Here is a 21,032-nt window from a genome sequence, read left to right on the forward strand (position 1 = left end):
ATGCAACTTAATTCCACAGAAATTAGTGAGCTGATCAAACAGCGTATCGAGAAATTCGATGTTGTGAGTGAAGCACGCAATGAAGGTACTATCGTCTCTGTGAGCGATGGTATTATCCGCATCCACGGTTTAGCCGATGTGATGCAGGGTGAAATGATTGAACTACCGGGCGGTCTTTACGCGCTTGCACTTAACCTTGAGCGTGACTCGGTTGGTGCGGTTGTAATGGGCCCGTATGCTAACCTTCAGGAAGGCATGAAAGTAACGGGTACTGGTCGTATCCTTGAAGTACCTGTAGGTCCTGAATTGCTTGGTCGTGTGGTAAACACACTAGGTCAACCAATTGATGGTAAAGGTCCTATTGATGCAAAACTCACTTCTCCAGTAGAAATGATTGCACCAGGTGTTATCGATCGTAAATCAGTAGACCAACCAGTACAAACTGGCTACAAGTCTGTTGACTCAATGATTCCAATCGGCCGTGGTCAGCGTGAGCTTATCATCGGTGACCGTCAGACTGGTAAAACAGCGATGGCGATTGATGCGATCATTAACCAGAAAGATTCTGGAATCTTCTCTATCTACGTAGCAATTGGCCAAAAAGCCTCTACTATCGCTAACGTAGTACGTAAACTTGAAGAACACGGCGCACTAGCAAACACTATCGTGGTTGTAGCATCGGCTTCTGAGTCTGCGGCATTGCAATACCTGGCTCCATATTCAGGTTGTGCAATGGGTGAATACTTCCGTGATCGCGGTGAAGATGCACTGATTGTTTATGATGATCTATCTAAACAAGCGGTGGCTTACCGTCAGATTTCTCTACTTCTAAAACGTCCACCAGGTCGTGAAGCATTCCCAGGTGATGTTTTCTACCTTCACTCTCGTCTACTAGAGCGTGCTTCTCGTGTAAGCGAAGAGTATGTTGAGAAGTTTACTAACGGTGAAGTGAAAGGTAAGACGGGTTCTTTAACCGCTCTTCCTATCATTGAAACACAAGCTGGTGACGTATCTGCATTCGTACCGACTAACGTAATTTCGATTACCGATGGTCAGATCTTCCTACAAACTGAGCTATTTAATGCCGGTGTTCGCCCTGCGGTTGACCCAGGTATTTCGGTATCTCGTGTAGGTGGTTCAGCACAAACTAAGATCATTAAGAAACTGTCTGGTGGTATTCGTACTGCACTTGCACAGTATCGTGAACTAGCCGCGTTTGCTCAGTTCTCATCTGATCTTGATGCTGCAACTAAGAAGCAGTTGGACCATGGTCAAAAAGTAACTGAGTTAATGAAGCAGAAGCAATACGCTCCATTCTCTGTATTTGACCAAGCATTAGTTATCTTTGCTGCTGAGCGCGGTTATTTAGACACGATCGAGCTAAACAAATTAGCTGATTTTGAAGCCGCTCTTCTATCGTACGCTCACGGTCAGTTTGCTGATTTCGTTGCTGAAATCAACAAGACGGGTGCTTATAACGATGAAATCGAAGCCACACTTAAGAAGTTGGTTGATGGTTTCGTAGCAACCCAGACCTGGTAATTCGTAGGTGATGTTTATGATTAATTTAAATCTTAGTTATCAGCATCACCAGTTAGCGAATGTCCATTAAAGGAGAGTAACGATGGCCGGCGCAAAAGAGATTCGTACTAAAATTGGTAGTGTTAAGAGCACACAAAAAATTACGAAGGCAATGAAAATGGTTGCGGCTTCCAAGATGCGTCGTACACAAGACGCGATGGAATCGTCTCGACCATATGCAGAAACAATGCGTAAAGTGATCGGTCATGTAGCCAATGCCAACCTTGAGTATAAGCACCCTTATCTTGAGGAGCGTGAAGCTAAAAAAGTAGGCTACATTATCGTGTCAACCGACCGTGGTTTATGTGGTGGTTTAAACATTAACTTGTTTAAAGCTGCATTAAACGACATGAAGGCATGGTCTGATAAAGGTGCAAGTGTTGAACTTGCAGTGATTGGTAGTAAAGCTACCGCCTTCTTCAGACATACTGGCGCTAAAGTATCTGCTCAAATTTCAGGTTTAGGTGATGAGCCTAGTCTTGAATCTTTGATTGGTTCTGTCGGTGTAATGCTGAAAAAATACGACGAAGGTGAACTTGATCGCCTATACGTAGTATTTAACCGGTTCGTTAACACTATGGTTCAAGAACCTAAGATCGATCAATTGCTACCTTTGCCTAAATCGGATAGCGATGACATGAAACGCACTCATTCTTGGGATTATATTTATGAGCCTGAGCCTAAGCCGTTATTAGATACTTTGCTTCGACGTTATGTTGAATCTCAAGTGTATCAAGGCGTGGTAGAAAATCTCGCATGTGAGATGGCAGCCCGAATGATTGCGATGCAAGCAGCAACAGATAATGCGAGTAATCTGATTGAAGATTTAGAACTTGTGTATAACAAAGCCCGTCAAGCGGCGATTACACAAGAGTTATCAGAAATCGTATCTGGTGCAGCAGCAGTTTAATTTTATTGTTAAATCAGGTTTCGTTATTTGAATGAAGCTTAGGTAAATTAATAGTTTAGAGGATTAACGATGGCTACAGGTAAGATCGTACAGATCATCGGTGCAGTAGTCGACGTAGAGTTCCCACAGGACAGTGTACCTCGTGTATACGATGCCCTGAACGTTGTTGACGCAAAAGAACGTCTTGTTCTTGAAGTTCAACAGCAACTTGGCGGTGGCGTAATTCGCGCAATCGTAATGGGTAGCTCTGATGGTTTACGTCGTGGTTTGGAAGTGGTTAATACAGGCGCTCCAATCTCAGTACCAGTAGGAACAAAAACACTTGGTCGCATCATGAACGTATTAGGTGATGCTATCGATGAGTGTGGTGAAATTGGCGCAGAAGAAAACTATGCGATTCACCGTGCTGCACCAAGCTACGAAGAGCAGTCGAACGTAACTGAACTTCTAGAAACCGGTGTTAAAGTAATCGACTTAATTTGTCCATTCGCTAAGGGTGGTAAAATCGGTCTATTCGGTGGTGCAGGTGTAGGTAAGACCGTTAACATGATGGAACTTATCAACAACATCGCACTACAACACTCAGGTCTATCAGTGTTTGCTGGTGTTGGTGAACGTACTCGTGAAGGTAACGATTTCTATTTTGAAATGCAGGAAGCCGGTGTTGTAAATATCGAAGAGCCTGAAAAATCAAAAGTAGCAATGGTTTACGGTCAAATGAACGAGCCACCAGGTAACCGTCTACGCGTAGCATTGACTGGTCTAACCATGGCGGAAAAATTCCGTGATGAAGGCCGTGATGTACTACTGTTCATCGATAACATTTACCGTTATACCCTTGCGGGTACAGAGGTATCGGCTCTACTAGGCCGTATGCCATCTGCGGTAGGTTATCAGCCAACGCTAGCGGAAGAAATGGGTGTGCTTCAAGAGCGTATCACTTCTACTAAGAATGGTTCTATCACTTCTGTACAAGCGGTATACGTACCTGCGGATGACTTAACTGACCCATCTCCAGCGACAACGTTTGCTCACTTGGATGCAACAGTTGTACTTAACCGTAACATCGCAGCTATGGGTCTATACCCTGCGATTGACCCACTAGATTCTTCATCTCGTATGTTAGATCCACTAGTGGTTGGTCAAGAGCACTACGATGTAGCGCAAGGTGTACAGACTACTCTACAACGTTATAAAGAGTTAAAAGACATCATCGCGATCTTGGGTATGGATGAATTATCTGAAGAAGATAAGCAACTTGTATCTCGTGCTCGTAAGATTGAACGTTTCCTAACTCAGCCTTATCACGTAGCGGAAGTATTTACTGGTGACCCTGGTGTGTACGTTTCTCTAAAAGAAACACTACGCGGCTTTAAAGGTCTGATCGCTGGTGACTACGATGATATTCCTGAGCAAGCATTCATGTACTGTGGTTCGATTGACGACGCAGTAGAGAACGCTAAGAAGCTTTAAGTTTAACAGACAAAGACGTTTAAATTTAAACACTGAGTTTATTAAGCTATAAGCTAATTAGGAGGCAACATGGCTATGACTTTTCACCTAGACATCGTAAGTGCTGAGAAAAAATTATTTTCTGGTACTGTCGAATCTTTTATGGTGACAGGTAGTGAAGGTGAACTAGGTATTTACCCAGGACACACTCCACTTCTGACTGCTATTAAGCCTGGTATGGTGCGTTTAGTGAAACAACACGGCCACGAAGAAATTATTTATATTTCTGGTGGTATGGTTGAAGTTCAACCGGGTACTGCAACAGTACTGGCTGATACCGCAATCCGTGGTGAAGACTTAGATGCAGCTAAGGCTGAAGAAGCCAAACGCAAAGCTGAGGAAAATATTAAGAATCAGCATGGCGACATTGACTTCGTTAAAGCGAGCAGTGATCTGGCGAAAGCAATCGCTCAGTTACGAGTAATTGAATTAACGCGTAAATCACATCGTTAAGTTTTAGCGGTAATAGAGTAAGAATAAAAGGCGGCCTAAGGTCGCCTTTTTTGTTGTTTTTTTGTTAGTGCGTCTCAAACTTTGGTCAAAGTAACTACTTTTAAGGTAGAATCTTTGCAGATTAATCTTATAGGTAATGCTTTATGAATTTTAGTGCTGTCATTCTTGCTGCGGGTAAAGGTACTCGCATGTATTCTGAAAAACCTAAAGTCCTGCACCGCTTAGCTGGTCGTCCGATGGCAAAACATGTCATTGATACTTGTGCCAAAGTGGGTGCTCAAAATATTCATTTGGTTTATGGCCACGGTGGTGATCAAATGAAGGAAGCTTTAGGTGCTGAGCCAGTTAATTGGGTACTACAAGAACAACAACTTGGAACCGGCCACGCGGTAAATCAAGCGGCTCCCGATTTTTCTGACGATGAAAAAGTTCTTATTTTATATGGTGATGTCCCATTAATTTCTAGTGAAACCATTGAAAACTTACTCGATGCTCAACCAAATGGTGGTATTGCGCTACTAACGGTTATTTTGAAAAAACCAGAAGGTTACGGCCGTATTATTCGTAAAAATGGCCCAGTTGTGGCGATTGTTGAACAAAAAGATGCTACGGAAGAACAAAAGCTAATTAAAGAGATCAACACCGGCGTGATGGTTGCCACTGGCGGTGATTTAAAGCGTTGGCTCTCCGCGCTTAAAAATGAAAATGCTCAAGGCGAATATTATCTCACCGATATTATTGCCGCGGCCCATAAAGAAGGCCGTGCCGTTGAAGCTGTTCATCCTGTCAGCCCTATAGAGGTTGAGGGCGTTAATGATAGAGCCCAGCTAGCAAGACTGGAAAGAGCCTATCAGTCAATGCAGGCACAAAGACTATTAGAACAAGGTGTGATGCTGCGTGATCCAAATCGTTTTGATTTACGTGGAGAAGTACACTTTGGAATGGATGTTGAAATTGATGTTAATGTTATCTTAAAAGGTAAAGTTACCATTGGTAATAATGTCCAGATCGGTGCTGGCTGTATATTAAAAGATTGTGAGATTAAAGATAACGCTATTCTTTACCCTTATAGCATTGTTGAAGAGTCTGTTGTTGGTGAAGAATGTACTGTCGGGCCTTATGCGCGTTTACGCCCAGGTTCTGATCTGAAAAAAGCTGCTCACGTGGGAAACTTTGTCGAAATCAAAAATGCCACCTTAGGTGAAGACTCTAAAGCAGGCCATTTAACTTATTTAGGCGATGCACAAATTGGTGATCGGGTAAATGTTGGTGCCGGCGTGATCACTTGCAATTACGATGGTGCGAACAAGTTTAAGACTACCATTGGCGATGATGTATTTGTGGGTTCCGATTCTCAATTAATCGCACCTGTTACGATTGCCGATGGTTCAACCATTGGTGCTGGTACCACAGTAACGAAAGATGTGGCTGAGAATGAATTAGTGATCACACGAGCGAAAGAGCGTGTCATTGCTGGTTGGAAGCGCCCAACGAAAAAGAAATAGTTTATTTCGTTACTATTAAAAAGCCCACTCAAACTGAGTGGGCTTTGTTGTATCTAGCCTCGAGAAACGAGAAACGAGAAACGAGAAACGAGAAACGAGAAACGAGAAACTATACTTCTTCCACTAACTCCGCAGTCACTTCTACTTTTGATACTGAGAACAAGTAACCAGCTAATAAGCCAAGCGTACATAACACAGCAACAAAACCAGTGGTTGGCAGTGCTTGGCTGGCAAACGCCGCCACTAAAGCACTGGCTAAGCCACTGATACAAATCTGTAAGCTATTTTGCAGCCCCGCAGCGGTAGCAGGGCTGTTTTTGCAACTGGATAGTGCACGATTGACTACGATTGGGTATAACGCACCATTCGCGACAGCAATAAAGCAGAACGGGATCAACACAGGCCAAATCGTGCTGATGTTCATTTGCGAGGCAATAAACATCACGATAGATGAAACCGTGAATAGGGCTAATAAAGCTTTTAATACCTTACTATCACCGAGTTTGGCGACATAACGTTTACCAAAGTAACCACCGGCCATAAATGCAATGGTTTGAGGAACAAAGCTTAAACCTATATCTTTCGCGTCATAGCCCATAGATGTCATGATTTCTGGCATACCGGTAAGGTAGGCAAAGAAACATGCTGAAGCCATAGCAAACATTAATACGTTACCTAGGTAAACGCGAGAGCCAAACAAGCCTTTAATATCTTGCTTGATAGACGTCTGTTTTGGTTCGGCTGCTGGATCTTTTGGTTGAGCTAGTGTCATCCAAGTTAGCGCGGCACCAACTACAGTTAAGAAAATAAAGATGCTCGACCAACCAAAGTGGCTCATCAAGAAAACACCAAGTTGTGGTGCGATAGCAGGCGATAAAGCCACTAACGGCATAATCGAAGCAAACACTTGTTGACTAACTGAGCTTGAGTAGCGCTTAATCACCATCGCTTGCCAGATCACCGCTGGCGCACAAACCCCAATTGCTTGAATAAAGCGTAGAGTCAATAATTGCCATACTTCTTGGCTAAAACCTAAACCGAGTGAAGCCAAGGAAAACAACACTAAGCCAGTGGCTAGTGTATTACGATGACCAAACTTATCAGAAGCTAAACCCCATAACAGCTGGCCAGAAGCCATACCGGCCAAAAAGATCGATAAAGATAAAGCAATCGATTCTGGACCAGTAGAAAAATGCGCTTCTAAGGTTTTGAATGCTGGCAAATACATGTCGGTGGCAACAAAGCCCAACATAGATAATGCAGCAAGATAAAATAATTGTGTTTTTGCGATATTCATAAAGCGACCGTTCAGGATAGAAATTGACGTAATGCCAAAGATTAATCACATTATAAATTTTTCTATCTGAGAAATTAAACGTTATAATTTTAACTCATCGTTCAATTTTTTTGATAAATGAATGGGTGGATAAATTGAAAAATGAGCGAAGTGGAAGGGAATATGTATTCAAAGCAATCACTACAAATGCTCGATACTGTAGCACGTATGGGCAGTTTTACTGCAGCAGCAGAGCAATTACACAAAGTCCCTTCGGCGATAAGTTATGCGGTTCGTCAGGTTGAACAAGAGCTTGGTGTGAAATTATTTCATCGATTAACTCGCAAAGTGCAATTAACCGAAGCTGGGGAACACTTTATTAAAGAGGCGCGTCAGTTATTGCGTCAAATGGAAGAAGTGAAAGCACAAACCAAGCGAGTCGAAAGTGGTTACCATAAAACCGTTAAGCTAACCCTAGATAACATCGTCAAACTTGAGCAGTTAAAACCTTTAATTGAGGATTTTTATAATACTTTCGATTATGCCGAATTGCAGATCAACATGGAGGTATTTAATGGCTCATGGGAAGCGATTTCTGAAGGACGTGCAGATGTCGTGATAGGAGCAACTTCGGCGATTCCAGTGAGTGGTGATTATGGTGTTAAACCAATGGGCAGCATTGACTGGGCGTATGTGATGGCCGCCGACCACCCATTAGCGAGTCAAAGCGAATTAACCGATGACGATTTAGCCGCGATCCCAGCCATTTGTTTGGATGATACTTCGACTATTCTACCTAAACGCCATACTTGGCATTCTGCACAGCAGCGTCGTTTATTACTGCCTAATTGGTTTAGTGCGATTGAGTGTTTAAAAAATAAAGTTGGAATGGGGTATATGCCGCGTCACATGGCATCATTTTTTATCGAGCAAGGTGATTTAATTGAAGTGGACCTCACGGGTGATAAACCCTTAAGCGCTTGTTGTTTAGTGTGGCGTAAGAACCAAGACAATAAGCTGGTGGAATGGCTAATAGATTACCTTGGAGATAGCCAGAAAATGTATCAAGATTGGCTTAAATAATAGATTGTGTTAAGTACTACAGGATTGTCTGCAGTACTTTAATTTTACTGATTAAGTGCACTACGAATAAAGCCGTTATGTTGTGTTAAACGCTGTTTTGCTTGCTTAGCATCAATATCAGCTAGAAGCATCAAAATAGCGGTTTTGCAGTGACGGTCACATGCGTTCAGTGCTTGTTCCGCTTGCTCAGTTGTCGCGCCCGTTGCTTCCATCACAATATTGGTTTGGCGCTGAATGAGTTTGGCGTTAGTGGCTTCTACATCCACCATTAGGTTGCCAAAGACTTTCCCACTGCGAATCATCGCGCCAGTGGTTAACATATTCAGTACTAGTTTTTGTGCGGTACCCGCTTTCATGCGAGATGAACCAGTCACCACTTCAGCACCGACAATCGGAGTAATTACGATTTTGGCTTGTGCTTCCATTGGGCAACCCGGGTTGCAAGCCAGTGATACCGTAGTCGCGCCTACTGAATTAGCATATTTCAAACCGCCAATCACATAAGGCGTACGGCCACTGGCGGCGATTCCCACTACCACATCTTTGTTGGTTAGATTTAGTGACTCAAGATCTGACTGACCGAGTTCGAGATTATCTTCGGCATTCTCGACCGCTTTTAAAATAGCTTGATAACCACCCGCAATTAAACCGACTACTAGGTCTGGGTTGCTTCCATAAGTTGGCGGGCACTCACTTGCATCAAGAATGCCTAGTCGACCAGAAGTGCCTGCGCCCATATAAATCAATCGACCACCAGAGGCAAACGCTTGGGTGATCACATCGACTGCTTGAGCAATTTTGGGTAGTTCTGCTTTTACCGCCAGAGGGACTTTTTGATCTTCTTGGTTAATGATGGTCAGCATCTCTTGTGTTGAAAGAGTATCAATCTCAGCACTGGCAGTATTTCGGCTTTCCGTCACTAAGTGGGTTAAATCAATTTTCATTGTATAAACCTCATTATATTCAATGAGTATAAAATACAGAGTGGAGGGGAAAATAGGAAGATATATAAAATGATAGCGGCTTAGTTTTTATTGTAAGCCGCATCAATTTTTCGTATTAACTTAAAAAGAACTTATACGACGGGCTGTCATTTTCATCTTTATATTGGTAACCCAACTCTTTTAAATGAGCTGAAAAGCGTTCTAAATCGGAATCTTCTAGCTCAAAACCACATAACACTCGGCCATAATCTGCACCATGGTTACGGTAGTTAAATAGGCTAATGTTCCAATGAGTGCCTAGGGTGCTGAGGAAGTTCAGTAGTGCGCCAGGGGATTCCGGAAACTCAAAGCTGTATAAACGCTCTTTTAATGGTTTGAGTGGCTTTCCGCCCACCATGTATCGAACGTGTAGCTTGGCCATTTCGTCATCAGACAGGTCTGCTACTGGATAGCCGCCATGGCGTAAATCTTCAACAATATTATCTAACTCTTGTTGACCATCTTGCAGACGAACACCGACAAAAATATTGGCTTGCGTATCATCGTTATAACGATAGTTAAACTCAGTTACGGCACGGCCACCGATTAGATGACAAAATTCAAAGAACGCGCCTTTACGCTCAGGGATAGTGACTGCTAACAAACCTTCACGTTTTTCACCTAGCTCGCAGCGTTCTGAAACATAGCGTAGTCCGTGGAAGTTGGTGTTGGCACCAGAGAGCACCGTACCAAGTTGCTTACCTTGTAGCTGATGTTGTTCAGTAAACTTCTTCAAACCGGCTAAAGCGAGTGCACCAGAAGGTTCCGCAATGGCGCGAGTATCTTCAAAGATGTCTTTGACTGCCGCGCAAATTTCATCGCTCGAAACCGTAATGTGTCCATCAAGGTATGCTTGGCAGACGCGGAAGGTTTCATTGCCTATGATTTTTACTGCCACACCATCGGCGAACATGCTAACGCGATCAAGTGGCACAGGTTTACCTGCATCGAGTGCGGCTTTTAAACAAGCAGAATCTTCCGGCTCAACCGCAATCACTTTAATCTCGGGCATTAATTGTTTGATTAACACTGCCACACCGGCTGCTAAACCACCGCCACCAACAGGCACAAAGATATAATCTAAATGGCCGTTTTGTTGCAGCATTTCCATACCGATCGTACCTTGGCCAGCGATCACTAATGGGTGATCAAAAGGTGGTACATAGGAATAGCCATGTAATTGGGCTAAACGTTCAGCTTCGGCTTTGGCTTCATCAAAGTTACTACCGTGAAGTAATACTTCACCACCAAAGTTACGTACTGCGGTAACTTTGATATCTGGTGTCGTGGTCGGCATCACGATAATAGCTTTGATATTGAGTAAATGACCAGATAGCGCAATACCTTGAGCGTGATTACCCGCCGATGCCGTAATCACTCCGGCTTGTTTTTGTGCTTCGGTTAAACTGGCGACCATATTGTAGGCGCCGCGCAGTTTAAAAGAGTGAACTGGCTGGCGGTCTTCACGCTTGATTTGTACTTTATTGCCTAAGCGTTCCGATAAGCGGGTCATTTCTTGAAAAGGAGTGACGATCGCTGCTTCATAAATGGGGGCGCGCAAAATGTGGCGCAGGTATTCTGCGCCAGTATGTGGCAAATTGAGCGGTTGGGATTCATCTGGCATCAGGTTTACTCCTCAAGCTTAGATTTATCACGTACCGCGCCTTTATCTGCGCTGGTGGCTAACATCGCGTAAGCTTTTAATGCAAAAGATACACTGCGATCTCGAGCGGCTGGTTTCCAACCAAGTTGATCTTGTTTAGCGCGGCGTTCTGCTAATTCTTGCTCGCTCACTTCGAGTTCAATGGTACGGTTAGGAATGTCGATGGTAATCGTGTCACCTTGGTTGACTAAACCGATAGTACCGCCATTGGCTGCTTCTGGAGAGGCGTGGCCAATCGATAAACCTGATGTACCACCAGAGAAGCGTCCATCAGTTAATAGCGCACATTCTTTGCCTAAGCCCATCGATTTTAGGTAAGTAGTTGGGTAGAGCATTTCTTGCATACCCGGGCCACCTTTCGGGCCTTCGTAACGAATAACCACGACATCACCGGCTTTGACTTTGCCACCTAAAATGCCTTCAACTGCATCTTCTTGGCTTTCAAATACGACCGCTGGGCCTTGGAATTTTAGAATGCTTTCATCAACCCCGGCTGTTTTTACGATACAGCCATCAAGTGCAATATTACCGCTGAGTACTGCAAGACCACCATCTTGGCTAAAAGCGTTTGCTTTGGTGCGAATACAGCCATTTTCACGGTCATCATCGAGCGTATCCCAGCGGCAATCTTGTGAGAAGGCTTTAGTGGTACGAATACCAGCAGGGCCTGCGCGGAAAAATTTCTTCACCTCTTCCGATTTCGTTTGCATGATATCGTATTGAGCTAATTGCTCAGACATAGTGAGGCCAAGGACTGTTTTGGTTTGATTGTTGATAAGACCTGAACGATCCAGTTCTGCCAAAATCGCCATAACACCACCAGCACGGTGAACATCTTCCATATGGTATTTTGGAGTAGAGGGAGCCACTTTACAGATGTTAGGAATTTGACGAGACATTCGATCGATATCCGCCATCACAAAGTTAATATCACCTTCTTGAGCTGCCGCTAATAAGTGCAGAACCGTATTGGTTGAGCCGCCCATAGCGATATCGAGTGCCATAGCATTTTCAAAGGCATCTTTATTGGCAATATTACGTGGCAATGCAGAGTCATCATCTTCGAGGTAGTAACGTTTCGTCAGTTCAACAATGCGTTGACCTGCTTTAAGGAAGAGTTGTTCACGGTCAGCGTGAGTGGCCAGCATAGAGCCATTACCTGGCTGGCTTAAGCCTAGCGCTTCTGTTAAGCAGTTCATTGAGTTGGCGGTAAACATGCCTGAACATGAGCCACAAGTTGGGCAAGCAGAGCGCTCGACTTTTTCACTTTGTTCATCAGACACTTTTGGATCCGCACCTTGGATCATGGCATCCACTAAATCCAGTTTGATCAGTTGATCTGAAAGCTTAGTTTTACCAGCTTCCATTGGTCCACCAGAAACAAAGATTACTGGAATATTTAGGCGTAAAGATGCCATCAACATTCCTGGAGTGATCTTGTCACAGTTAGAGATGCAGACCATGGCATCAGCACAGTGAGCATTAACCATATACTCTACAGAATCAGCAATCAATTCACGCGATGGTAGGGAATACAGCATGCCGCCGTGACCCATAGCGATACCATCATCCACCGCGATGGTGTTAAATTCTTTGGCGATACCACCGGACTTTTCAATTTCAGCGGCAACCAGTTGGCCCATGTCTTTTAAGTGGACGTGACCGGGAACAAACTGAGTAAATGAGTTAACTACAGCGATAATTGGTTTACCGAAGTCTTCTTCTTTTACACCGGTGGCACGCCATAAAGCACGTGCGCCAGCCATGTTACGGCCGTGAGTGGTAGTGGCGGAGCGATAAATAGGCATAGTGTTAAATCCTTTTAATCTCTCCTTCGTACTTGAAGCTGCAGCTTTGTTAACTGCGTTCATTCGTCCCCATTTCTTAAAAAGAAGTCTTAGACGAGCTAAGCCCCAGGGGATTTATTCAGTTGTTGCCTCGTTGCAACTTCAATTACTTTGGAGATAGAGTGATATATTTAAATTCTATAAAGTGAGTTAAAAAGTCATTTATTTTGTAGGGTATACTGGATCTAACCAGCCCCATTTGTCTTCGGTAGTACCGTCAAATAAGCCGAAGAAGCTTGATTGAATATGCTCGGTAATTGGACCGCGTTTGCCAGCGCCAACCGTAATTTGGTCGACACTACGTACAGGTACAATTTCAGCTGCAGTGCCAGTCATAAAGATTTCATCGGCAAGGTAGAGTGCTTCACGAGCAATATTGGCTTCTTCAATTTCATAACCGAGCTCTTTGGCTAGGATAACAATTGAATCACGAGTAATACCCGGCAGAATTGAGCTGGTGGCAGGAGGTGTGACAATCTTGCCATTCTTCACCACGAAGATATTTTCACCCGCGCCTTCTGAAATATAACCATTCACGCTCAATGCAATGCCTTCATCGTAACCATGACGACGAGCTTCACCACCGACCAATAAAGAAGAAAGGTAGTTACCACCGGCTTTGGCCGCGGTTGGAATGGTGTTTGGCGCAGCGCGGTTCCAGCTTGAAATCATTGCATCGACACCATTAGCCAAAGCTTCTTCACCTAGGTAAGAACCCCAAGGGAAAGCGGCAATGATCACTTCCATTTCTGAATCGACTGGTGGGCAAACCCCTAGACCAACATTACCGACAAAACCTAATGGACGAATATAAGCAGAATCTAACTTGTTAACGCGTAGAGTTTCACGACAAGCTTCCATCATTTCTTCTACTGAATATGGAATTGGGAAGCGGTAGATTTTTGCTGAATCTTTCAAACGATCCATGTGCTCCTTATGGCGGAACACAATTGGACCATTTGGAGTATTGTAACAACGAATACCTTCAAATACCGAAGTACCATAGTGCATAGCATGCGTTAAGACGTGGACATTAGCCTCAGCCCAAGGCACCATTTTTCCATTAAACCAAATAAAATCTGCGGTATTTGTAGCCATCTCGGTCTTCCTTTTCAATTCGATGTTTTTATTCTTCTACTAAATGTGTTTGCAGCAGTTGAGTTTCGACGGTGCGAATGTCCCATAGCTTCTCAATCTGATTGATCAAAATCGTGATAGGTCGGTTGCTATCAACAATGATTTCCACTGTTGCAACATTACTTTCGTGGTTCACTGTGGCGATCACTTGTCGGATTATAAAACCACGATGTCGAATCACGCGCAACACTCGCTCTAACAATACGGGTTTGTCGTCTGCTTTTATGTTTAATTGATATCTGTCCATTAGGTGTTCTCCAACATATCTTGGTTTGCGGCGCCCGGTGGCACTAATGGCCAAACATTTTCTTCTTCTGAAATTAAAACGTGTAATAAGTAAGGCGTTTCACTGGCGAGCATCTCTTTTAATGCTGGCTCAACTTCTTCTTTGCGAGTAATCGTTTTACCCGGAATATCAAATGCTTTAGCTAGCATGATGAAATCTGGGTTGTCATCTAAAACAGTTTCACTGTGGCGACCATCAAAAAATAGTGATTGCCATTGACGAACCATGCCTAAACGTTGGTTGTTTAGCAGCACCATTTTTACTGGAATTTTGCGACGCTTTAATGTTCCAAGCTCTTGGATGTTCATCATAAAAGAGCCATCGCCAGTGATCAGAATTGACTCATCATTTGGACGTGCAACTTTAGCCCCCATTGCTGCTGGCAAACCAAAGCCCATGGTACCAAGACCAGCTGAGGTGATGTAGTTTTGTGGCGCGCGCGGTTGGATATGTTGAGCTGCCCACATCTGGTGTTGGCCTACGTCAGTCGAAATCATCGAACTGTCTGGCATCATATCTGACAGTTGTTTCAACAATTTTGGCGCATAAATCAAATCACCCGGGTGATCGTAGCGCCATTTGAATTTCTTTCTTAAACGGTCGCAATGTTCGTTCCACTCAGTAACATCATTACTCACTTCCAGTTGCGGCAGTAGTAGGTTGAGATCGCCGCGTAATGGCGCGTGGGCATGACGAAGTTTATTAAATTCGGCTGCGTCAATATCTAAATGAATCACTTTGGCGTGTGGCGCAAAGGTATCTAGCTTGCCGGTTACTCGGTCATCAAAACGCGCACCGACTACTATTAATAAGTCACATTCTTGCACGACTAGGTTAGCGGCTTTGGTGCCATGCATGCCAAGCATACCTAGGTAGTGTGGATAATGACGCTCAATGGTGCCTAAGCCTTTTAGAGTGCTGACGGTTGGGATTGGGTTTAACTTTAAAAACTCACGTACTGTATCGGTTGCATGAGCGAGTTGAACACCGCCGCCGACATATAAAACAGGCTTATGACTATTAGATAAAACTTGCTGAGCTTCTTCGATGGCTTGTTGAGTTGCAACTGGAATCGAAGGGGGAGTAAATTCAGGCAGTATCTTGGTTGGCGCTTGAGCTAATTGAACATCTTTAGCGATATCGACTAATACTGGACCGGGGCGACCAGATTTGGCTAACTCAAAGGCTTCAGAAAGAGTGGGAGCGAGATCGTTGATATCCGTCACTAAGTAACTGTGCTTACAACACGATAGTGACATACCGATTACATCCATTTCTTGGAAAGCATCGGTACCGATATGAGTGCTGGCAACTTGTCCTGTGATGGCAACAATCGGGATCGAATCCATGAGGGCATCGGCAAGACCGGTAACTAGGTTAGTGGCACCGGGGCCGGATGTAGCCATACAAACGGCAACGTCTTGTGTTGAACGAGCCATCCCAATCGCTGCCATTGCAGCACCTTGCTCGTGACGACATAAGATATGTTCGACATCGCCATCATACAGGGCATCGTAAATTGGCATGATTGCGCCACCAGGGTAACCAAATACGGTTTTTATACCTTCTTGCTGTAGTGCGCTGACTACTAATTCTGCTCCATTCATCGTTTAGTCTCCTGCGCGTTTTGCGGTTTGTCTTCCATGTATTGTGTCTGCATGAGGCGTATTCCTTGTCCTACTTTATTGGTATTAATTTATTATTATTGTCATGACCAATGGTAAATTTTTATGTTTAAAAAGAGATAAAAAAAAGCCCCCGACTTAAAGTGCGGGGGCTTGATAGTGTTTGGTGTTACTTATCGCTCACTAATCCCCGCGCGGACCGAATAATGACCACGACTAGGAGAATAATCAGAGTGTGAATACGAGCGATAGGGTTCATTCCAATTCCATTTGAAAGCGTAACGTAATCTGTAGTATTAGTGGTATCACATAAATTGATCATATTACAAGCAAAAACTCACACTTTTTTCACCATATGGCTTACTTCAAAGCTTGTATACAGGAGTACCTAATCAAAATATAAAAGAAGTGGATAGATAAATGGAATTAGCAATCATACATAGTCGAGCCTGTGTGGGGGTAGAGGCGCCAGAGGTGACCGTTGAGGTTCACATAAGCAACGGTATGCCGGGATTTTCTTTAGTCGGACTTCCAGAAACCACGGTCAAAGAAGCTAAAGATCGGGTGCGTAGCGCAATTTTAAATTCAAACTTTGAATTTCCTGCCAAAAGAATCACGGTCAATTTAGCGCCGGCCGATTTACCTAAAGAAGGAGGTCGTTTTGATCTGCCGATTGCATTAGGTATTTTGGCTGCTTCTCAACAAATCGCAATTAATAAACTCGACAGCCATGAGTTTGTCGGTGAATTGGCTTTGTCTGGAGAACTTAGAAGAGTTAAAGGTGTACTTCCCGCAGCATTAGCTTGTATTAAACAACAGAGAACCTTAGTCGTCCCAAAAGATAATGGCGATCAAGCAGCGCTCGTTGGCCAAGAAGTGCATAAATCAGCGACTACCTTATTGGAAGTGTGTGCTGATCTATGTGGTCAGCAAACCATGGGATTATTTACTACTGACAACGTACAACCTAAGACAAATAATGATCGTGATTTACAAGATATTATTGGTCAGCAGCAAGGTAAGCGGGCACTCGAAATTGCCGCGGCAGGTTCGCATAACTTGTTATTTTTAGGCCCACCGGGAACCGGCAAAACCATGTTGGCTTCTCGTTTATGTGATTTGTTACCAGAGATGAGTGATGATGAAGCGTTAGAAAGTGCTTCGGTGGCCTCATTAACGGAATTAGAAATTAATCATCATAACTGGAAAAATAGGCCATTTCGCTCTCCTCACCATTCTAGTTCAATGGCAGCGTTAGTCGGCGGAGGCTCAATCCCAAGGCCAGGAGAAATTTCATTAGCGCACAATGGCTTGTTATTTTTAGATGAAATGCCGGAATTTGACCGCAAAGTGTTAGATTCGCTGCGTGAACCTTTAGAATCGGGTGAAATTATTATTTCTCGTGCTGCCGGAAAAACCCGTTTCCCAGCTCGATTTCAATTGGTTGGTGCACTCAACCCGAGCCCAACTGGGTATTATGAAGGTTCACAAAGCCGCGCTAATCCACAAACTATTTTGCGCTATTTGAGTCGTTTATCTGGTCCATTACTGGATCGTTTTGATATGTCGATTGAAATTCCTGCATTACCAAAAGGAACGTTATCGCAAGGTGGTGATCGCGGAGAACCAACGCAAGTAGTCAAACAGAGAGTCTGGCAAGCTCGTCAATTGATGTTAGCGCGCAGTGGTAAGGTCAACGCGTTATTAAACAGCCGTGAAATTGAGCAAGTATGTAAACTTGCTAAAGCGGATGCGGAATTTTTAGAACAAGCGCTCCATCAATTGGGATTATCGGTGCGTGCTTATCATCGTATCTTGAAAGTCGCCCGTACTATTGCTGACTTATCACAAGCAGAGTGGATTGAAAAAGCCCATTTAGCGGAAGCGTTAGGTTATCGCAATATGGATCGCTTATTAAAGCAGTTAACGGCACAAGCGGTATAGAGTTATAATGCTAGGTTTTTGATTATAGGTAAGCTTATAATTATAAATAAGTTTTAGTGATTTAATGTAGATTTTATCTGCACTGAAAACAAATAAAAAACGGGAAGCCAATTCGCTTCCCGTTTTGTTTATGAGTCGGTTTGATTACTTCTTCAATAAGAAATCAATTAAATCAAAGTACTCATTAATATCTTTAATTTTGCTCGCATCAACAACGTACTTGTTGTTTACCACAACGGTTGGAACACCAGAAAGGCCGCTATCTTTAAAGGCTTTATCAAAGCGACGTACCATTGAATCAACCGCAAAGCTGTTATAAGTACCATCAAAATCAGCCGAAGATACCCCGTTATCTAGGAAAATTTGGCGTAATTCAGCTTCATCTTTTGGCGGATTACGTTGTACATGAATGCGGTTAAACATAACTGGAACCAGTTTGTCTTCTACATCTAGAGAAACCATCGTTGCGTAAGCTTTACTCATTGGCTTGCCCATATTGCCACCCATGAATGAAACCGGCACTTTTTCAAAATCGGCATTTCCATCAAGATGTTTTTTTAGTGCGCCAATCATAGGTTCGAATTCATGACAGTGTGGGCAGTAGAAAGAGAAAAACTCAGTCACAGTTGGTGAGCTAGCAGCCGGTAGGTCAATCACTTTGTAGTAATCACCTTCAGGAAATCGTTCTGCTTGAGCAGCAAAACTCAATACCAGAGCAGCAAACAGGGTAAAGATTTTTTTCATTGTAGAATTAACTCCATTTCATTTTAGGTGAGTTACCATTGTGGTGTTAACGATAACGTCGGTTCTTGCAAAGCTGAAATTTGTTCTTTAAATGCCAGTACTTGATTTTCCCAGTATTTTGCATCGTTAAACCAAGGAAATGCAATCGGAAAAGCTGGATCATGCCAACGTTTTGCCAGCCAAGCCATGTAGTGGACCATTCTAAGACCGCGTAAAGGCTCAATCAGTTTCAATTGATTCGTATCAAAATGTGAAAACTCGCTATAAGCCTCAAGAATAATATCGAGCTGCATTAATTTTTCTGAACGTTCACCACTGAGTAGCATCCATAAATCTTGCACTGCCGGACCATTACGCGCATCGTCAAGATCAACAAACATTGGGCCATCACGCCATAAAATATTGCCGGGATGGCAATCACCGTGTAAACGGATGAGTTGCTTAGGTTCAAACCAATGTCGTTCTAATTGTTCGATCAGCATATCAAGGTCGCTGAAAAAGCTTTTCTCTAAATAGCTTGGAATAAAGCTTGATTGTTGCAGTAATTGACGCGGTTGGTATAAGTATTCATCTAGGCTGATAGTTGGACGATGCTCAAATGATTTAGCTTGGCTGACTTGGTGAATACGCCCCATAAAGCGGCCTACCCATTCCATTTGATCGAGATTATCCACTTCAAACTGACGGCCACCAACACTTTTAAATAGCGCAAAGTAGTAGCCTTGGTATTGATGTAGCGTCATGCCATTAATCACGCAAGGAGGAGCAACTGGAATATCTTGTTCCAGTAATTCTTGGGTGAATTGATGTTCTTCTATGATTTGCGCTTGTGACCAACGTTGTGGGCGATAAAATTTCACTACATAACGTTTTTTATCTTCATCGATAAATTGGTATACCCGGTTTTCATAGCTGTTAAGAGCCAGTAAACCCGATTCGGCTCTGACGCCAATACTTTCTAAGGCATACCACATAAAGTCGGGCGTTAAGGCTTCAAAGTTGAAAGCCATGGTTGGCGCATTATCGTTATTCATATAATAAAAAGGGCCAATTACTTAGCCCTTCCTTATGTGATTGTTAACTTGTTATGTGAATTAAAGCTTCTTAATAAAGCGACTTTCTACATTTAGGTTAAACCCGCTATCGTCGCTGAGTATAAACTTAAACTTGATGATCGGCGAGCTTAACTCATCAGGGTTCACCGCTAGAGTGAGTGGTTTACTCACCAATTGACCAGCAGGAACTTGAATGGTTTGGCTGCCATACCATTTCACATCGGTTAACCCTTCCACATCAATATGATATTGCTGAGTTTGCTGGGTTTTGTTTAGGATTTTTAAGGTGTAGGTATTTTCTATCCAACCTTGATTATCCACTCGATACATTTGGTTGCGATCACGCAGCACACTCATATTAACCGGATCGACTGTTGTCACTTGACTGATAAACAGCCCTAGCATTAAGACGAGAGTAATTCCATAGCCAATTAATTTAGGACGCATGATTTTGGTTTTGTTGCCCGCCAGTTTATGTTCGGTGGTGTAACTGATTAAACCGCGAGGGTAGCCCATGCGATCCATTGTTTGATCACAAGCATCAATACAAGCGCCACAGTTGATACATTCATATTGTAAGCCGTCACGAATATCGATGCCGGTTGGGCACACTTGTACGCATAAGTTACAGTCGATGCAATCTCCTAAATCAGCTGGTTTTTCTGCTTTACGTGAGCGTGGACCTCTTTGTTCGCCGCGCTTGGCATCGTAGCCGACGATGTAGGTGTCTTTATCAAACATTGCCGATTGGAAGCGCGCATAAGGACACATGTGCAAACACATAATTGAGCGCATCCAGCCGGCGTTACCATAAGTGCAAGCAGCAAAGAACCATACCCAAAATGCAGGCCAAAAGCTTAATTCAAAGGTGGCAAATTCACTAAAGAGTTCACGGACGGGAATAAAGTAACCGACAAACACTAAACCAGTGATAATCGAAATAGCCCACCAAGCAATGTGCTTTATGGTTTTACGCAGCATAAGATTGGTTGTGTATTTACTATTATCTTGTTTGCGTCGTTTGTTAGCTGAGCCTTCTAGTTTTTCTTCTAACCAGATAAAAATAAAGGTCCATACAGTTTGTGGGCACAGGTAACCACACCATACTCGCCCTAAAAAGGTGGTGATAAAAAATAAACCAAAGGCTGCGATCACAAAAATGATGGCCAATAAGGTCAAATCTTGTGGAAAGAAAGTCGCGCCAAAGAAAACAAATTGCTGTTTGGGTAAATCAAATAAAATGGCTTGGTGACCTTGATAGGTGATCCAAGGTAGAAAGGCAAACAATACCATTAGGAACCATCCGCCATAACGCCGCATTTTTTGAAATGTCCCTTGGCTTTTTCTTACATATATTTTGCCATTAGCATCCCGGTTGGTGTTCGGGGTTATGATTTTGACATCAATTCTATCTTGGTTCATTGCAGC

The 21,032-nt window shown here is 43.4% G+C and carries 17 protein-coding genes; 7 read left to right on the top strand and 10 right to left on the bottom strand.

The window, feature by feature from the left end; all coding sequences use genetic code 11:
* From atpA to glmU, 5 genes are all read left to right on the top strand, one after another.
* On the top strand, positions 1-1,542 hold the full coding sequence (gene atpA / locus ACN0T8_RS14760) for a F0F1 ATP synthase subunit alpha (protein WP_417881387.1): 1,542 nt from the start codon (positions 1-3) through the stop codon (positions 1,540-1,542).
* A gap of 82 nt (positions 1,543-1,624) precedes the next feature.
* Positions 1,625-2,491, top strand: coding sequence for a F0F1 ATP synthase subunit gamma (atpG, locus tag ACN0T8_RS14765; RefSeq protein ID WP_089138007.1), 867 nt, complete (start codon positions 1,625-1,627; stop codon positions 2,489-2,491).
* Positions 2,492-2,560: 69 nt separating this feature from the next.
* Complete coding sequence (gene atpD, locus ACN0T8_RS14770; RefSeq protein WP_089138006.1) at positions 2,561-3,964, top strand: F0F1 ATP synthase subunit beta; 1,404 nt, start codon at positions 2,561-2,563, stop codon at positions 3,962-3,964.
* 69 nt (positions 3,965-4,033) lie between these two features.
* Positions 4,034-4,456 carry a F0F1 ATP synthase subunit epsilon gene (locus tag ACN0T8_RS14775; RefSeq protein WP_417881388.1) on the top strand — a complete coding sequence of 141 codons (423 nt, stop codon included), beginning with the start codon at positions 4,034-4,036 and terminating at the stop codon, positions 4,454-4,456.
* Positions 4,457-4,599: 143 nt separating this feature from the next.
* Positions 4,600-5,961: a bifunctional UDP-N-acetylglucosamine diphosphorylase/glucosamine-1-phosphate N-acetyltransferase GlmU gene (gene glmU / locus ACN0T8_RS14780; RefSeq protein WP_417881389.1), complete on the top strand. Its 1,362-nt coding sequence runs from the start codon at positions 4,600-4,602 to the stop codon at positions 5,959-5,961.
* A gap of 109 nt (positions 5,962-6,070) precedes the next feature.
* Here glmU and punC read toward each other — a convergent pair whose 3' ends face one another.
* Entirely contained in the window at positions 6,071-7,258 is a 1,188-nt protein-coding gene (gene punC, locus ACN0T8_RS14785) for a purine nucleoside transporter PunC (RefSeq protein ID WP_417881390.1), read from the bottom strand.
* A 162-nt stretch (positions 7,259-7,420) separates the two neighbouring features.
* Here punC and punR point away from each other — a divergent pair, with 162 nt between their 5' ends.
* Positions 7,421-8,320, top strand: coding sequence for a DNA-binding transcriptional activator PunR (gene punR, locus ACN0T8_RS14790; protein ID WP_417881391.1), 900 nt, complete (start codon positions 7,421-7,423; stop codon positions 8,318-8,320).
* 44 nt (positions 8,321-8,364) lie between these two features.
* On the opposite strand, the gene murQ is transcribed toward punR, so the two are convergent.
* The 6 genes from murQ to ilvG form a co-directional block, all read right to left on the bottom strand.
* Positions 8,365-9,264, bottom strand: a complete 900-nt coding sequence (gene murQ / locus ACN0T8_RS14795) for an N-acetylmuramic acid 6-phosphate etherase (protein ID WP_417881392.1) — start codon at positions 9,262-9,264, stop codon at positions 8,365-8,367.
* A 115-nt stretch (positions 9,265-9,379) separates the two neighbouring features.
* A complete protein-coding gene (gene ilvA, locus ACN0T8_RS14800) occupies positions 9,380-10,927 on the bottom strand; it encodes a threonine ammonia-lyase, biosynthetic (protein WP_417881393.1) in 1,548 nt (515 codons plus the stop codon).
* A gap of 5 nt (positions 10,928-10,932) precedes the next feature.
* On the bottom strand, positions 10,933-12,774 hold the full coding sequence (gene ilvD / locus ACN0T8_RS14805) for a dihydroxy-acid dehydratase (RefSeq protein WP_417881394.1): 1,842 nt from the start codon (positions 12,772-12,774) through the stop codon (positions 10,933-10,935).
* 201 nt (positions 12,775-12,975) lie between these two features.
* The gene (ilvE, locus tag ACN0T8_RS14810; protein WP_417881395.1) at positions 12,976-13,911 is read right to left on the bottom strand and encodes a branched-chain-amino-acid transaminase; all 936 of its coding nucleotides are present in this window, start codon (positions 13,909-13,911) and stop codon (positions 12,976-12,978) included.
* A gap of 28 nt (positions 13,912-13,939) precedes the next feature.
* The gene (ilvM, locus tag ACN0T8_RS14815; protein ID WP_193000045.1) at positions 13,940-14,197 is read right to left on the bottom strand and encodes an acetolactate synthase 2 small subunit; all 258 of its coding nucleotides are present in this window, start codon (positions 14,195-14,197) and stop codon (positions 13,940-13,942) included.
* On the bottom strand, positions 14,197-15,843 hold the full coding sequence (gene ilvG / locus ACN0T8_RS14820) for an acetolactate synthase 2 catalytic subunit (RefSeq protein ID WP_417881396.1): 1,647 nt from the start codon (positions 15,841-15,843) through the stop codon (positions 14,197-14,199). The genes ilvM and ilvG overlap by 1 nt, the downstream gene beginning before the upstream one ends.
* 438 nt (positions 15,844-16,281) lie before the next feature.
* Between ilvG and ACN0T8_RS14825 the strand changes: the two genes are divergently transcribed.
* Positions 16,282-17,805: a YifB family Mg chelatase-like AAA ATPase gene (locus tag ACN0T8_RS14825; protein WP_417881397.1), complete on the top strand. Its 1,524-nt coding sequence runs from the start codon at positions 16,282-16,284 to the stop codon at positions 17,803-17,805.
* Between the two features lie 144 nt (positions 17,806-17,949).
* Here the strand turns inward: ACN0T8_RS14825 and ACN0T8_RS14830 are convergent, their stop codons facing one another.
* Genes ACN0T8_RS14830 through ccoG form a run of 3 tightly spaced genes read right to left on the bottom strand, consistent with a single transcriptional unit; the run spans position 17,950 to position 21,026 of the window.
* The gene (locus ACN0T8_RS14830; RefSeq protein ID WP_417881398.1) at positions 17,950-18,549 is read right to left on the bottom strand and encodes a thiol:disulfide interchange protein DsbA/DsbL; all 600 of its coding nucleotides are present in this window, start codon (positions 18,547-18,549) and stop codon (positions 17,950-17,952) included.
* Positions 18,550-18,581: 32 nt separating this feature from the next.
* Positions 18,582-19,583, bottom strand: coding sequence for a serine/threonine protein kinase (locus ACN0T8_RS14835; RefSeq protein ID WP_417881399.1), 1,002 nt, complete (start codon positions 19,581-19,583; stop codon positions 18,582-18,584).
* 60 nt (positions 19,584-19,643) lie between these two features.
* Positions 19,644-21,026: a cytochrome c oxidase accessory protein CcoG gene (gene ccoG / locus ACN0T8_RS14840; RefSeq protein ID WP_417881400.1), complete on the bottom strand. Its 1,383-nt coding sequence runs from the start codon at positions 21,024-21,026 to the stop codon at positions 19,644-19,646.
* Positions 21,027-21,032: the final 6 nt, after the last annotated feature.

The sequence above is a fragment of the Vibrio sp. genome (genome assembly GCF_048266485.1).
Lineage (GTDB): Bacteria > Pseudomonadota > Gammaproteobacteria > Enterobacterales > Vibrionaceae > Vibrio.